12 protein-coding genes are annotated in these 14657 nt (G+C 33.4%); 8 read left to right on the plus strand and 4 right to left on the minus strand.

The window, feature by feature from the left end:
• Positions 1 to 5 precede the first annotated feature (5 nt).
• Positions 6 to 1100: a fatty acid desaturase family protein gene (locus O5O44_RS13390; protein WP_019387892.1), complete on the plus strand. Its 1095-nt coding sequence runs from the start codon at positions 6 to 8 to the stop codon at positions 1098 to 1100.
• A gap of 36 nt (positions 1101 to 1136) precedes the next feature.
• Positions 1137 to 2321, plus strand: a complete 1185-nt coding sequence (locus tag O5O44_RS13395; RefSeq protein ID WP_289194763.1) for a pyridoxal phosphate-dependent aminotransferase — start codon at positions 1137 to 1139, stop codon at positions 2319 to 2321.
• 191 nt (positions 2322 to 2512) lie between these two features.
• On the opposite strand, the gene O5O44_RS13400 is transcribed toward O5O44_RS13395, so the two are convergent.
• Together O5O44_RS13400 and trkA are read right to left on the minus strand one after the other, a co-directional pair.
• Complete coding sequence (locus O5O44_RS13400) at positions 2513 to 4006, minus strand: TrkH family potassium uptake protein (protein WP_289194764.1); 1494 nt, start codon at positions 4004 to 4006, stop codon at positions 2513 to 2515.
• A 13-nt stretch (positions 4007 to 4019) separates the two neighbouring features.
• Complete coding sequence (trkA, locus tag O5O44_RS13405) at positions 4020 to 5369, minus strand: Trk system potassium transporter TrkA (protein ID WP_019387895.1); 1350 nt, start codon at positions 5367 to 5369, stop codon at positions 4020 to 4022.
• Positions 5370 to 5506: 137 nt separating this feature from the next.
• On the opposite strand from trkA, the gene ubiE reads away from it, so the two are divergent.
• Positions 5507 to 6232 (plus strand): bifunctional demethylmenaquinone methyltransferase/2-methoxy-6-polyprenyl-1,4-benzoquinol methylase UbiE, encoded by a 726-nt coding sequence (gene ubiE, locus O5O44_RS13410; RefSeq protein ID WP_289194765.1) that lies wholly within the window; start codon positions 5507 to 5509, stop codon positions 6230 to 6232.
• Between the two features lie 4 nt (positions 6233 to 6236).
• The gene (porT, locus tag O5O44_RS13415; RefSeq protein WP_289194766.1) at positions 6237 to 6968 is read left to right on the plus strand and encodes a type IX secretion/gliding motility protein PorT/SprT; all 732 of its coding nucleotides are present in this window, start codon (positions 6237 to 6239) and stop codon (positions 6966 to 6968) included.
• 55 nt (positions 6969 to 7023) lie between these two features.
• Here the strand turns inward: porT and O5O44_RS13420 are convergent, their stop codons facing one another.
• Positions 7024 to 7746 carry a TrmH family RNA methyltransferase gene (locus O5O44_RS13420; protein WP_289194767.1) on the minus strand — a complete coding sequence of 241 codons (723 nt, stop codon included), beginning with the start codon at positions 7744 to 7746 and terminating at the stop codon, positions 7024 to 7026.
• 117 nt (positions 7747 to 7863) lie between these two features.
• On the opposite strand from O5O44_RS13420, the gene tamL reads away from it, so the two are divergent.
• The 3 genes from tamL to accD all read left to right on the plus strand — a co-directional run bounded on the left by tamL (position 7864) and on the right by accD (position 12854).
• Complete coding sequence (tamL, locus tag O5O44_RS13425) at positions 7864 to 10413, plus strand: translocation and assembly module lipoprotein TamL (protein WP_289194768.1); 2550 nt, start codon at positions 7864 to 7866, stop codon at positions 10411 to 10413.
• Between the two features lie 203 nt (positions 10414 to 10616).
• Positions 10617 to 11684 (plus strand): class II fructose-bisphosphate aldolase, encoded by a 1068-nt coding sequence (fbaA, locus tag O5O44_RS13430; RefSeq protein ID WP_019387900.1) that lies wholly within the window; start codon positions 10617 to 10619, stop codon positions 11682 to 11684.
• Positions 11685 to 11996: 312 nt separating this feature from the next.
• On the plus strand, positions 11997 to 12854 hold the full coding sequence (gene accD / locus O5O44_RS13435; RefSeq protein ID WP_019387901.1) for an acetyl-CoA carboxylase, carboxyltransferase subunit beta: 858 nt from the start codon (positions 11997 to 11999) through the stop codon (positions 12852 to 12854).
• 74 nt (positions 12855 to 12928) lie between these two features.
• On the opposite strand, the gene O5O44_RS13440 is transcribed toward accD, so the two are convergent.
• Entirely contained in the window at positions 12929 to 14029 is a 1101-nt protein-coding gene (locus O5O44_RS13440; RefSeq protein ID WP_289194769.1) for a sensor histidine kinase, read from the minus strand.
• 138 nt (positions 14030 to 14167) lie between these two features.
• Here O5O44_RS13440 and rpsO point away from each other — a divergent pair, with 138 nt between their 5' ends.
• A complete protein-coding gene (rpsO, locus tag O5O44_RS13445; RefSeq protein WP_019387903.1) occupies positions 14168 to 14437 on the plus strand; it encodes a 30S ribosomal protein S15 in 270 nt (89 codons plus the stop codon).
• Positions 14438 to 14657 lie beyond the last annotated feature (220 nt).

The raw sequence follows: 14657 nt of genomic DNA on the forward strand, positions 1-14657 counted from the left end.
AAAATATGAGTAAGCAAGCACTTTCGTTTTCAAGAAAAGACCCTGCAAAGTTTTTTAAAACTTTAAATAAACGTGTGAATGATTATTTTAAAGAAAATGATTTAAAACGTACTGGTAATTGGAAGTTATACACAAAGGCTATAGTGATGTTTGCATTATTAATAGTTCCTGTGGTTTTAATTTTAACTTTAGATTTACCTGCTTGGGTTCAAATATTAGGAATGGTAATTGTTGGTATTGGTATGGCTGGTGTAGGCATGAACGTGATGCACGACGCCAATCACGGCTCTTTTTCTAGTAAAAAATGGGTTAACAAACTCATGGGTAGCAGTATTTACATCTTAGCTGGAAACGACTACAATTGGAAAGTACAACACAATGTATTACACCATACCTACACAAACATACAAGGACATGACGAAGATATTGATGCCGGAAGAATCATTAGATTTTCTAAGCATGCTGAATGGCTTAAAATTCACAAATACCAAAGATTTTATGCTTTCTTTTTATATGGTTTGTTAACTGCCAATTGGGCTATAACTACCGATTTTGTGCAAACTTATAAATACTTAAAAAGAAAATTAGCTTATGGCAAAATGCCTAATCCAGCTACGCAGTGGACTAAACTTATAATTGGAAAAATAGTGTATTATTCTATTTGGGTGATTTTACCTTTATCATTAGGTTTTGCATGGTGGGAAGTATTGATAGGATTTTTTGTAATGCATTATACTGCGGGTATCATACTAAGTGTTATTTTTCAATTGGCTCATGTTATGCCAAATACAGAAATGCCGCTTCCTGATAGTGAAGGCAACATGAAAAACACTTGGGCTATACATCAATTACATACCACGTCTAATTTTTCGCCAAAAAGTTGGTTTGTAGAATTTTATACAGGTGGATTAAACCGACAAGTAGAGCATCACTTGTTTTCAAATATAAGCCACATACACTACAACAAAATAGCTAAAATAGTTAAAGAAACTGCTCAAGAATTTAGCTTGCCTTACAATGAGTACAAAACCTTTTGGAAAGCTGTAGCAGAACATTACAACCAATTAAAAGTACTAGGAGAAAAACCTAGTTTAGCCTAAATTTTTATATACCGATCAAATACCTAAAAAAAACAAATGCAATTACTATCTGATAGAATTTTAAACATGGCTACGTCTGCTACTTTGGCAATGGCAGCAAAAGCTAGAGAGCTTAGAGGCGAAGGAAAAGATATTATTGGCTTAAGCCTAGGAGAACCAGATTTCAACACTCCAGATTTTATAAAAGAAGCCGCAATTCAAGCTATTAATGAAAATTACAACTCTTATACACCCGTTGATGGTTATGGGGAATTAAAAGATGCGATTATCACTAAATTTAAACGTGATAATAATTTAACTTACACCCCTGCACAAATAGTTGTATCTACTGGTGCTAAACAGTGTTTAGCTAATATTGCAGGTGTGATGCTTAATGAGGGCGACGAGGTAATACTACCATGCCCGTATTGGGTAAGTTATGCTGATATTGTAAAATTAAATGATGGTATTCCTGTAGAGGTAAAAACTTCGATTGATACCGATTTTAAAATGACACCGGCACAATTGGAAGCCGCTATTACACCAAAAACAAAAATGTTATGGTTTAGCTCGCCATGTAATCCAAGTGGTTCTGTTTACAGTAAATCTGAATTAAGAGCATTAGCTGATGTATTGGTGAAACATCCTAACATTTATGTGGTTTCTGATGAAATATATGAACACATAAACTACGGTGAAGGACATGCAAGTATTGCTGAGTTTGATGACATGTATAATAACACCATTACAGTAAACGGTGTATCAAAAGCTTTTGCCATGACTGGATGGCGTATTGGATACCTTGGTGCTCCTGAAAAAATCGCTAGAGCTTGTAATAAAATGCAAGGACAAATAACTAGTGGTGCCAACTGTATTGCACAACGTGCGGTAATTACAGCTTTAAATGAACCGGCTTCTCGTGTACAATACATGATTGATGAATTTAAGGTACGTCGAGATTTAATTTTAAAATTAGTTAACGAGATTGAAGGATTTAAATCTAACACTCCAGATGGCGCCTTTTATATTTTCCCTGACGTTACCTATTTTTTTGGTAAAACTTTAAGAGGAAAGAAGATTAATAATGCAACTGATTTTTCTTTATATTTATTAGAAGAAGCACTGGTTGCAACGGTTACAGGAGAAGCTTTTGGAAACCCTGATTGTATTAGAATTTCTTATGCTGCTTCGCAAGAACAAATAATTGAAGCTATTAAGCGAATTAAAGATGCTGTTAGTTAAGTTGATATAACACAAAACAAAAAAAAGCCACTATTTTAATGGCTTTTTTTTGTTTTAAGATATTTCTATTTTTGTGAAAACTAACACGAAACACTCGCGTTAGGGATTGTAATGGTTAGCTTTTGGCGAGGCACGCATCGAGCCAAAACTAGTAATGAAAAGCCCGACCCTTGCGGTAACGCGCTAAAAAACTATCTATTTCTCCAGAAAAATGGGGTGAATAAAATGAGGACGGTAAAGAGCTCTAAACGCCCTATTAGCATTAAAAATGATGCCCACCATTTACCTAAGGATGGCAGTGGTGCGTAGTTGTTTACAGGGCCATAATCGCCTAAAGCAGGACCTACATTACCTAATGTCGAGGCCGCTAAACCGATGGCAGATTTAAACTCGATGCCCAAAATAGAGAAGCCCAAAGAACCAATAATGAAAGAGAGCATGTAAAGGATGAAAAACCCTAGGATATTAAATACGATATCGCCAGAAATGGCGCGTTTGTTATAGCGAACTGGCAAGATAGCACTTGGGTGTAGGGTGCGTTTGAACTCTAAAAATCCGTTTTTAATTAGGATTAAATGACGTACTACTTTTACACCTCCTGAGGTACTTCCTGCAGAACCACCTAGAAACATTAATCCGAAAAAGAAGACCACCAAAAAGGGGGTCCACATGGTATAATCGGCAGTTACAAAACCTGTAGTTGTTATAATAGCAAGTACTTGAAATAAGGCATGCCTAAAGGCGCTTTCGCCCTCACCCCAAACCATAGGATGATTTACTGAAGACGCCGAAACATCGGCTCTGAAATATATAATTAATGCGGCTATTATTGTAAAAATAGCTACAAATTTAAAGTAGAGCTTAAACTCCTCGTCGTTTATAACTTTTTGAACTTTACCCTTGAATGCAAAATAACTTAGTACGAAGTTTGTACCTGCTAAAAACATAAACAGGATGATGATGTATTGAATTATTGGCTGGCTATTCCAATAAGCAACACTCGCATTTTTGGTTGAAAACCCACCTGTAGATAAGGTACAAAGCGCATGATTTATAGCATCGAAAAACGACATACCTGCAGCACTTAGCAATAAAGTTTCTGCGGCGGTATAACCAAAATAAATAAGCCAAAGACGTTTTGCTGTGTCGGTAATTCTGGGGTGCAATTTATCGGCATTTGGACCAGGAGCTTCGGCAGCAAAAAGCTGCATACCTCCAATACCCAACAAAGGTAAAATGGCAATGGCTAAAACGATAATACCCATACCTCCTATCCAATGTGTTAAACTTCGCCAGAACAATACACCTTTTGGCACTGCTTCAATATCGTTTAAAATTGAAGCTCCAGTTGTTGTATAACCCGACATGGTTTCGAAAAAAGCATTTGTAAAACTTGGAATACTTTCTGTAAAAACATACGGTAACGTTCCTGAAAGTGCCATGATTATCCAACCAAAACTAACGACGATATAGCCCTCGCGCTTATTCATTTCTTTGGTATGATTTTTTGTAAAAACCATAGCGATAGCTCCTAAGAATAAAGTAGCAAGACCTGCTAAAAATATTTGAAGTGATACACCATCTTTATAAATATAACTTACCAAAGAAGACAAAAGCATAAAACCACCATTAAACAACATGAGCAATCCCAAAAAATGGAAAATAATTTTGTAATTAAGCTTCATGGATCTGCGCATACTAACGGAAAAGTTTTTCAACACCTTTAATGGATTGTAATAAACTGCAAACTACAACCTTATCACCTTCTTGAATTTTAAAATCGCCTAAAGCAATAACACCTTCGTCGTTTCTAATGACGCCACCAATAATCGCAGATCTAGGGAAGTCGATATTTTTTATGTATTTATTGCATATAGACGAAGAAGCTTTTACCTCAAACTCTAGTATTTCAGCATTCATGTTGCTCAACTTTGTCATTGCAAGCACTTCGCCTTTTCTAATATATCTGAAAATGTTATTTGCAGCAAGTAGTTTTTTGTTGATTAAAGTTTCAATACCAACAGAATGCGAAAGCTCGAAATAATCCATGTTTTCAACAAGTGCAATGGTTTTCTTAACTCCTTTTGATTTAGCTACAAGGCATGACATGATGTTGGTTTCAGAATTATCGCCAACCGCAATAAAAGCATCCATACCACTTATATTTTCTTCATCAAGAATATCTACATTTCGCCCGTCACTTTGAATAACCAATACGTTTGGTAAATCGTCGGCAATATCAAAAGCACGTTCTTTATTCGCTTCTAAAAGTTTAACATTAAAACCTTTATCGCTTAAATCTCTGGCCGATTTAAAACCTATTTGGCTTCCGCCCAGAATCATAACATCTTTAATATCTGTATTATCTTTTCCTGTAAGTTTACAAAGTTCTTCGGCTCCACCCTCAGAGGTTATAAATACCACATTATCGCCTCGTTTAAACTCAGTATCTCCTCTTGGAATGATAGTATATTGTGTGCCAAATCGTTGAATAGCTATAGGAATAAAATGAATTTCTGGTAAAATTTCGGCTGCTTCCTTCACCATTTTACCAACAAAAGAGGCAGAACTAGAAAGTGTTAATCCAACCATAGTAAGCGCACCATCTTCAAACTCGTAAGTTTCATTAAAGGAAGATTGTTTTAATGACAGTTCAATTTCTGCTGCTGCCAACGATTCGGGAGAAATTAATTCATCTATACCAAATTTTGTAAAACCGACTTCATCTTTAAAATTTATAAACTCGGTATTGGTAATTCTAGCTATGGTTTTTTTTGCACCTAACTGTTTCGCTAAAACACAAACGGTAATATTGGTAGTTTCAATTGCTGTTACGGCAATGAATAAATCGCAGACGTCTATTTTAGCTTCCTTTAAAATAGCAATTGAGGTTGTATCTCCTCTTAAAACTTTAATATCTAAATGCGTATCTGCGTATGCTAAGCTTTCTTTATCAATGTCTATTAAAGTAATCTCTTGGGATTCGTAAGACAATAATTTTGCTAAATGAAATCCTACTTCACCAGCACCAGCAATAATTATTTTCATTATTTAATTATCATAAAAAGTACAGCAAAGATAGTATAAAATAAATATTGAAGATGGAAATTGATTATTATAATATTTAGAATTCTTATTATGTTTAGCTTTCTTAAAAGATTATATTTGCTGAAAAATTTTAAGATTTGTCGAAAGTAAAGCCCTATAAAAACAGCGACTTAGGTAAAAAAGAACAGGTTACCCAAATGTTTGACAACATTTCTGGTGATTATGATGGTTTGAACCGCGTGATATCTTTTGGTATTGATATTAAATGGCGGAAAAGAGTTGTTGAAATAGTTAAAAAGTCGAATCCTGACACTGTTTTAGATATCGCTACTGGCACCGGCGATTTAGCTATAAATCTTGCTGAAACCAATGCAACTAAAATTGTAGGTTTGGATATTAGCAGTGGTATGCTTGAAATTGGAAAACAAAAAATTAATAAAAAATCATTAGAATCTAAAATTGAAATGGTTTTAGGTGATTCTGAAAACATGCCTTTTGAAGATGATTCATTTGATGCTATTACCGTTGCATTTGGTGTGAGAAACTTTGAAACTCTTGAAAACGGTTTGAAAGAAATTTACCGAGTTTTAAAACCTCATGGAACATTTGTGATTTTAGAAACCTCTGTTCCCACAAAAACACCATTCAAACAGGGTTATAAGTATTACACCAAAAATATTTTACCGCTTATTGGTAAAGCCTTTTCTAAAGACCGAAGTGCCTATAAATATTTAAGTGATTCTGCATCTGTATTTCCATATGGAGAAGCCTTAAACAATATTTTACGTAATATTGGGTTTATAAATGTTGAAGATTTCCCTCAAACCTTTGGTGTTGCAACTATTTATAAATCGTCTAAGTAATTATATGAAGTATTTTTTTGCCTTTATTTCTTTTTTATTCATCATAGAAACTTCTAACGCTCAGTTATTTAAGAAAGAAAAAGTAACCTATGACGCCAACCAAGGACGAGGATCTACCGATAATAATTTACTACGCTGGGGGTACTTTTTAGGCATTAATAATTACGATTTTAATTTTGACTATAACACCGATTTACGAGATATATATGTAAAACGAAGCCCAGGCTTTAGCGTTGGCCTTATTGGTAATTTACGTATTAATAGTTTTATTGATTTGCGTTTGGAACCTGGTTTGCTTATTACGACTCGAGAATTATATTATGGACAAGAATGGTTTCAGGGCGAACCAGATGTGAAAGCTTCAGATTTGGTTAGAGAAGTAAAATCGACATACATCCATATCCCTTTATTATTAAAAGTTTCGACGAAACGAGTTAATAATTTTAAACCTTTTATTGTTGGCGGGTTTTCAACGGCGCTCAATCTATCTAGCAACGAAAACAACCCTGAAGACAATAGCAACGGGCAATTTAGAACAACCAAAAATTCTATTTTCTACGAATTAGGTTTTGGTATCGACTTCTATTTGTACAACTTTAAATTTACACCTTCTATTCGTGGGCTTTTCGGAATTAACGATGAATTAGTTAGAGATAACGACCCTAATAGCCCTTGGACAAGTAATATAGCAGGTATGCAAACACGTGGCGTTTTTATCAACTTTACGTTTCAATAAGCTACAAGAAAAAAAGAATCAATAATTATTTTTAATTTGTTACGTGATTGTTATTTTAGAATCGTCTGCAAAATTCGCTTAATAAAATAGCAGTTGCTGTAGCTACATTTAAACTTTCGGTGGCTTGAACATCTCCAAACCTTGGAATTGATATTTTTTCTGTTACAAACTTTTCAACTTCGTTTGAAACGCCATTGGCTTCGTTGCCCATCACTAAAATACCTTTTTCAGGGAGTGTGGTTTTATAAACATTTTCACCATCCATAAACGCACCGAAAACAAGTAAATTGCTTTCTTTTAAAAACGAAACCAAATCAACATAAGAAATATTTACTCGTGTAATTGAACCCATAGTTGCTTGAATAACCTTGGGGTTATAACAATCTACAGTTTCTTTACTGCAAACAAGTTCATTAATACCAAACCAATCGCATAACCTAATAATAGTACCCAGATTTCCAGGATCTCTTATGGCATCAAGAGCAACAATAAGACCAGACTGATTTATAGCCTTAAACTCTGGTATTTTAAAAATTGCAAGTGCTTTATTTGGGGTCTTTAAAAAACTAATGCGTTTTAAATCTGATTCCGTGATTAAAACTTCATCTTTGGCATTAATATTGAACGATTCTGTAGTAAATAATAAGTGAAGCTTAAAATCTGAATGTAATAATTCTTTTATCGTTTTAATACCTTCAACAACAAAAAATCCATGCTGTTGTCTATATTTTTTTTGCTTTAAACTCGTTATTAATTTTATTTGACTTTTAGAAAGCATTTATATTTTTTATGTTTAAATAATGTATTTTTGAATCGATTATCAACATTTCAATTACAAACTTACAAATACTGACGTCTATAAAAGTCTAAAACTTAAATTAACTATTAATTTCATTTGAAAAAACAGCTCTCAAAAATATTAATTTTAGCATTACTTGCAGGTTATTTATACTCTTGTAACGCAGTGAAAAGAGTTGCTGAAGACGAGTATTTACTAACTAACACGACTGTTGTTGTTAATGAGAAAAAAGATAATACCGAAACCATAAACAATTTACTATATCAAAAACCCAACAGAAAAATAGCCGGTATTCCACTTCGCCTCCATATTTACAATAAGGCCAGACCGAATCGAGATTCTCTTTTTGAAGCTTGGTTAGATAAAAAACCTAAACGAAGAGAAAAACTAACTAAACGTTTTTCGCAAAAGCAAGTAGATAAGCTTAAAAAGACTGCAGTTGGTTTTAATAATTGGCTTAAAGAAACCGGAGAAGCCCCGGTTATTGTTAATGAAGAAAAAACCAAACGATCGGTTGGTAGACTTAAAGATTATTACATAAGCAATGGGTGGTTTGATGTTGAAGCAGACTATAGTATTGAAAAAAAAGATAATAAACGTGCCCAAATAACCTACGAAGTCGCTACAAATCAAGCCTTTTTAATAGATTCAATAACAGAAACTATAAAGTCGCCAATTATTGATTCCTTGTACAAAAGGTTTGAGAAAAATGCATTAATAAAAACTGGAGAACAATATCGAGTAACAAATTTTGAACAAGAGCGCGAACGCATATCAAATGAGTTATTAAATTCTGGTATTTATCATTTCAATCAAGATTATATCACCTTTGAAATGGATACTATAGGCACCAACAAAAAAGTAAATGTTGGAGTTAAAATACAGGATAGAGCTATTAGAACTCCTGATTCTATAAGACGAGAACCTTTTAAAGTTTATAGAATTAGCGATGTCAATATTATTACCGATTATAGTTATGAAAACCGAAACAAACCCTTTCAAGATTCGGTGTCTTATGGTGGTTATAAATTGTTCAGTTATGGTAAAATGCGATATAGACCAAAGGCCATTACAGATGCTATTTTTATATCTCCAGGAGCGGTTTATCGTAACATAGACCGAACTAGAACCTATCGTTATTTAACTGAGCTTCGTACGTTTAAATATCCTAATATTGAATATTTTGAGAATCCAGATAACACATTAACAGATACCATTCGACTGTCGCCTTTAAAAAAGTTTAATTTAAATTTTAGTGCCGATGTATCGCAAAGTAATATTCAGCAAGTAGGTTTTTCGCTTAACCCAAGTTTACAAATTAGAAATATTTTTAAAGGCGCTGAAACCTTGTCGTTATCGGGTATTGGTTCTATTGGTGCATCTGAAGATGCTCGAGAAAAAGGCGACCCGTTTTTTGATATCGTAGAATATGGTTTAAACGTAAAATTAACCATCCCAAGATTGTTTTCTCCGTTTTATACAGAAAACATCATTCCAAAATACATGTCGCCTAGTACAAGTATTGGCTTAGCTACGACCAGTCAAACCAACATAGGATTAGATAAACAAACTTTTAGTGGTAATTTTAGTTATAATTGGTATCCAAGCACGAAGGTTACAAACAGATTAGACTTGTTTAATATTCAATTTGTAAACAATAAAAACCCGAATAACTACTTTAGTGTCTATACCAATGCCTTTGATAGTTTGGAAGATATTGCACTCGACTCTTATAATACTCCTTCAGAATATATTTCAACAAATGAAGCTGGAGCTGAAAGTTTAATAGAGGAAAAAGCAGACGATTTTATCGATTTAGTTTTGAGTGATACCAACTATGAATCAAGTAATGCAACCGACTATCAAGCCGTTTCGGGCATCAGCGAACGTAAAAACAGATTAACAGAAAACAACTTAATTTTATCGTCTAGTTTTAGTTATTCGAAAGATGATAGAACGAATTTATTTGATAATGATTTTTCTATTTTTCGAGCAAAACTTGAACTGGCAGGAAATGTATTAGCTAGCACTTCAAAACTTTTAGGATTGAAAAAAGATGATGAAGGTCGTTATCAATTTCTTGATGTTGCCTATTCCCAATACGTTAAAACCGAACTCGATTATATTAAACACTGGGATTTAGGCAAAAAAAATGTACTTGCAGCCAGAGGATTTGTGGGTATAGCTATTCCATATGGCAACTCCAACAGTATTCCGTTTGCAAAGAGTTTCTTTGCCGGTGGACCTAACGATAATCGTGCGTGGAGCGCCTATAATTTAGGTCCTGGAAGCTCAGAATCTACGAACGAGTTCAATGAAGCAAATTTTAAACTAGCTTTTAGTGTAGAACAACGTTTCAATGTTTTTGGCGATTTAAATGGCGCTATTTTCGTTGACGCCGGAAATATTTGGAATGTTTTAGACAATGTTGAAGATGATGCTGCCACTTTTTCAGGGTTTAATTCATTAAAAGACATTGCGGTTGGTTCTGGCTTTGGGTTACGATACGATTTTAGTTTTTTTATATTCAGATTTGATGTTGGTTTCAAATCCTACGACCCCTCTTACAGTGAGGGTAACAGGTGGTTAAACGACTTTAACTTTACCAACGCTGTTTATAATATTGGTATCAACTACCCTTTTTAATAGATACAGTTTCTACCTTTATCACTATTTAAACTTATTTTTTACCACTGTAAAACTCATAATAACAAGTCACTAAACTCAAAATTCTACTAAAACGTTTTAGTCAAACTTTACGCTTTCAAAGGTAAAAACCGACACTAATTATTATAAAATTGATTACTTTTGAATTTTACTAATCACTAATTAAATTTAAAACATAAGTAATGGGACACAACATAAAACCAGGGGTTGCAACAGGCAAAGAAGTACAAGCTATTTTCAACCACGCAAAAGCTAATAACTATGCGTTACCAGCAGTAAACGTAATAGGGTCAGACACTATAAATGGCGTTTTAGAAACGGCTAGAGATTTAAATGCTCCTGTAATTATACAATTCTCTAATGGTGGCGCACAATTTAATGCAGGTAAAGGTTTAAGCAACGATGGGCAAAAAGCAGCCATTGCAGGAGCAGTTGCTGGAGCAAAACATGTACATACTTTAGCGGAAGCTTACGGTGTTACTGTTATTTTACATACAGACCATTGTGCTAAAAAATTATTGCCATGGATTGATGGCTTATTAGATGCTAGTGAAGTACATTATAAAGAAACTGGAAAATCTTTATTCAGTTCACATATGATTGACCTTTCAGAGGAGCCAATTGAAGAAAACATAGAAATTTGTAAACAATATTTAGAAAGAATGTCTAAAATGGGCATGACTTTAGAGATAGAGCTTGGTATTACAGGTGGTGAAGAAGATGGTGTTGATAATACCGATGTTGATGATTCTAAATTATACACACAACCAGAAGAGGTGGCTTATGCTTACGAAGAATTAAGTAAAGTAAGCGATCAATTTACTATTGCTGCGGCTTTTGGTAATGTACATGGTGTTTACAAACCAGGAAATGTCAAGTTAACTCCAAAAATCTTAAAAAATTCTCAAGAATATATCTCGAAAAAATACGGTGTAGAGCATAATCATATCGATTTTGTATTCCACGGCGGATCTGGTTCTACAGTTGAAGAAATTCGTGAGGGTATTAGCTACGGAGTGATTAAAATGAATATCGACACCGATTTACAATATGCATTTATGAGTGGTATTAGAGATTATATGAACTCTAAAGCTGATTATCTTAAAGGACAAATTGGAAACCCGGATGGAGACGACGTTCCTAATAAAAAATATTACGACCCAAGAGTTTGGTTACGTGAAGGCGAAAAAACTTTTGTGGAGCGTTTAAAAAAGGCTTTTGAAGATTTAAACAATGTAAATACTCTATAATATTTGAGCGTTTGTTAAGGGTTGAATTTTTAATTCTTTCCCGAATGTTAACAGAAACAAACATTGCTTTGATTCTCTAACACATATAATATATAAAATCCTGTTTTACAACTAACTAGGTTGGTGTAAAGCAGGATTTTTATTTTTACTATATTTAAAGATTCGAGATTGGAGTCACAAATTTTGAGTTTGATTAATAAAAATAGTAATTTTGTACACTTTGCAAACGCAAAAATCAACTAACCAAAATCCATGATTTTTAGATTTATTATAAATCAAAAAATCGTAAAAACTTAAAAAATAAATCAATATATGTCTTGGTTTAAAAGAAAAACAAAAGGAATTACAACAACTACCGAAGAGAAAAAAGACACCCCAAAAGGACTGTGGTATAAATCTCCAACGGGTAAAATTGTTGATACAGAAGAGTTAGAAAAAAACTATTACGTTAGTCCAGAAGACGGGTACCATGTAAGAATTGGTAGTAGAGAATATTTTGAAATTCTTTTTGACGATAATAAATTTAAGGAGTTAGATGCTAATCTAGAATCTAAAGACCCACTTAAATTTGAAGACACCAAAAAATATCCAGATCGTTTAAAAGCTGCACAGAAGAAAACCAAACTAAAAGATGCGGTTAGATGTGCCGTTGGAAAATCTAAAGGTAAAGAATTGGTGGTAGCTTGTATGGATTTTGCTTTTATTGGCGGATCTATGGGAAGTGTTGTAGGTGAAAAAATTGCTCGAGCAGCAGATTATGCGCTTAAAAACAAATTGCCTTTAATGGTTATATCAAAATCTGGAGGAGCTAGAATGATGGAAGCTGCATTTTCATTGATGCAATTAGCCAAAACATCTGTAAAATTAGCGCAATTAGCCGATGCTCAATTGCCTTACATTTCATTATGTACCGACCCAACAACAGGAGGAACTACGGCTTCTTTTGCTATGTTAGGTGATATTAATATTGCAGAGCCTGGAGCTTTAATAGGATTCGCTGGACCACGTATTGTAAGAGATACAACTGGAAAGGAGTTACCAGAAGGATTCCAAACTTCAGAATTTTTACTAGAACACGGGTTTCTTGACTTTATAACGCTGCGTAAAGAGCTTAAAGACAAGGTAAATAAATATTTAGATTTGATATTGAATCAACCTCTAAGAAAATAAAATGTAGTATAAATATAAAAAGAAAAGAGTCGGTAAAATTACCGACTCTTTTTTTTTGAAATTGAGCAATTAAACTAACCTGGTCTGAAATAAACCATAAACTTAGAACCTTTACCTACTTTACTTTTCACCTTGATTCGACCTCCAATAGTCTCAACTTGATTTTTTGTGATAAATAAACCGACACCTGTAGAATCGCTATGATTATGGAAGGTTTGATAAAGCGAAAACATTTTTTTTCCATGTTTATTTAAGTCTATGCCCATGCCGTTATCTTGTACGGTCAAAACAATTCGATTATTTTTTAATTTGGTTTTTAAAATAATATGCCCTGTTCTAGATTCTTCTCGGTATTTAATAGCATTTGTTAGCAGATTTAATAATATGCTGTCTAGATAAGCCTCAATTCCAATAACTTTCACATCTTTTCCAATTAAATTCTCGATTTCACAATTATTATTTTTTGCTAATGAGGCTATATTATAAATGGCATTTACAGCATATTCATATAAATTTAATGGTCTAAGTTGAGATTTGTCGTATTTGGAAAATTTAGCTATTTCTGTAAGGTGCGCGACGGTATCTTGTAAATTTTGAACCGCTTGTTTCAATACCTTAAAACTCTCATTGGTTGAAGTTTCAGGGATTTCTTCTTCAACAAATTTTGTTAAATTATCTAAATTCCCTGCATGAGTTTTTAAATTGTGAGTAATTATCCTTGAGAAATTTAATAGGCGCTGATTTTGCTCTTTAATGACTTTTGCAATTATAGCCCTATTATTTTCTTTTCTTTTACGCTTGGTAATATCTTGTACTTGTGAAATAAAATATTTTGGTTTGTTTTCTTCATCACGCACCAAAGACACAGATAATTGCGCCCAAATAAGGTCCCCATTTTTGGTAAAATAGCGCTTCTGCATTTTGTAGTTTTCTATTTCACCTTTTAGAAGTTGATTTAATTGACGCAAATCTAAGGGAATGTCTTCTTTATGAGTAATATCTTGAAAAGATAGGCTTAATAACTCCTTTTCGGTATAACCTAAAATATCACACAAACTTTTACTTACCAATAGCCACTTCCCATCTAAACCCACAATTGCAATACCATGATAGGCATTGTTAAAAATTTCGGGTAATAAATTGGTATCTATGGCATTGGTAAATATTTTATCCATGGATATTAAGTATTTTCATGTTAATTTAATAAAAATTTTACAGAAAAAGAAGTCTTGTTTAATTATAAAAAATACCTATCTTTGCCGCTCGAAAGAAAGGCTTTCGTGTACATAACAATCATTTACAATAATATTAGCATGTATTTAGCAAAAGAAGCAAAAGAAAAACTCTTCGCAAAACACGGTAAAGGAAAGAACGATACTGGAAGTGCAGAAGGACAAATTGCGTTATTTACGCATAGAATTAATCACTTAACTGAGCATTTAAAAAATAATCGTAAAGATTATAATACTGAGCGTTCTTTAGTGAAATTAGTAGGAAAGCGTCGTGCTTTACTAGATTACTTAACTAAGAAAGATATCTTAAGATATCGTGCCATAGTAAAAGAATTAAATTTAAGAAAATAATATTTATAAAAAAGAGGCTATTTCTAGCCTCTTTTTTGTTTTTGCGTTAGGGATTGTAGTGGCATCCTTTTTTGCTTTTTCTGCAAAAAAGATATAGCACAAAGCCCGACCCCTTGTGGGTAACGCCCAATAAAACAACTCCAGCGTAAGAGTTTAAAGAACGTTTTAGAAGAAGCTAGATTCCGAGGCGAAATCGGAACAAACAGTTTTTCATTGGTCA

It is taken from the genome of Algibacter luteus (assembly GCF_030344935.1).
GTDB lineage: Bacteria > Bacteroidota > Bacteroidia > Flavobacteriales > Flavobacteriaceae > Arenitalea > Arenitalea lutea.

What these genes read in the sequence shown, in the direction of transcription:
- O5O44_RS13390 (WP_019387892.1), top strand. Translation starts at nt 6, where the DNA reads ATGAGTAAGCAAGCACTTTCGTTTTCAAGAAAAGACCCTGCAAAGTTT.
- O5O44_RS13395 (WP_289194763.1), top strand. Translation starts at nt 1,137, where the DNA reads ATGCAATTACTATCTGATAGAATTTTAAACATGGCTACGTCTGCTACT.
- O5O44_RS13400 (WP_289194764.1), bottom strand. Translation starts at nt 4,006, where the DNA reads ATGAAGCTTAATTACAAAATTATTTTCCATTTTTTGGGATTGCTCATG.
- trkA (WP_019387895.1), bottom strand. Translation starts at nt 5,369, where the DNA reads ATGAAAATAATTATTGCTGGTGCTGGTGAAGTAGGATTTCATTTAGCA.
- porT (WP_289194766.1), top strand. Translation starts at nt 6,237, where the DNA reads ATGAAGTATTTTTTTGCCTTTATTTCTTTTTTATTCATCATAGAAACT.
- O5O44_RS13420 (WP_289194767.1), bottom strand. Translation starts at nt 7,746, where the DNA reads ATGCTTTCTAAAAGTCAAATAAAATTAATAACGAGTTTAAAGCAAAAA.
- fbaA (WP_019387900.1), top strand. Translation starts at nt 10,617, where the DNA reads ATGGGACACAACATAAAACCAGGGGTTGCAACAGGCAAAGAAGTACAA.
- accD (WP_019387901.1), top strand. Translation starts at nt 11,997, where the DNA reads ATGTCTTGGTTTAAAAGAAAAACAAAAGGAATTACAACAACTACCGAA.
- O5O44_RS13440 (WP_289194769.1), bottom strand. Translation starts at nt 14,029, where the DNA reads ATGGATAAAATATTTACCAATGCCATAGATACCAATTTATTACCCGAA.
- rpsO (WP_019387903.1), top strand. Translation starts at nt 14,168, where the DNA reads ATGTATTTAGCAAAAGAAGCAAAAGAAAAACTCTTCGCAAAACACGGT.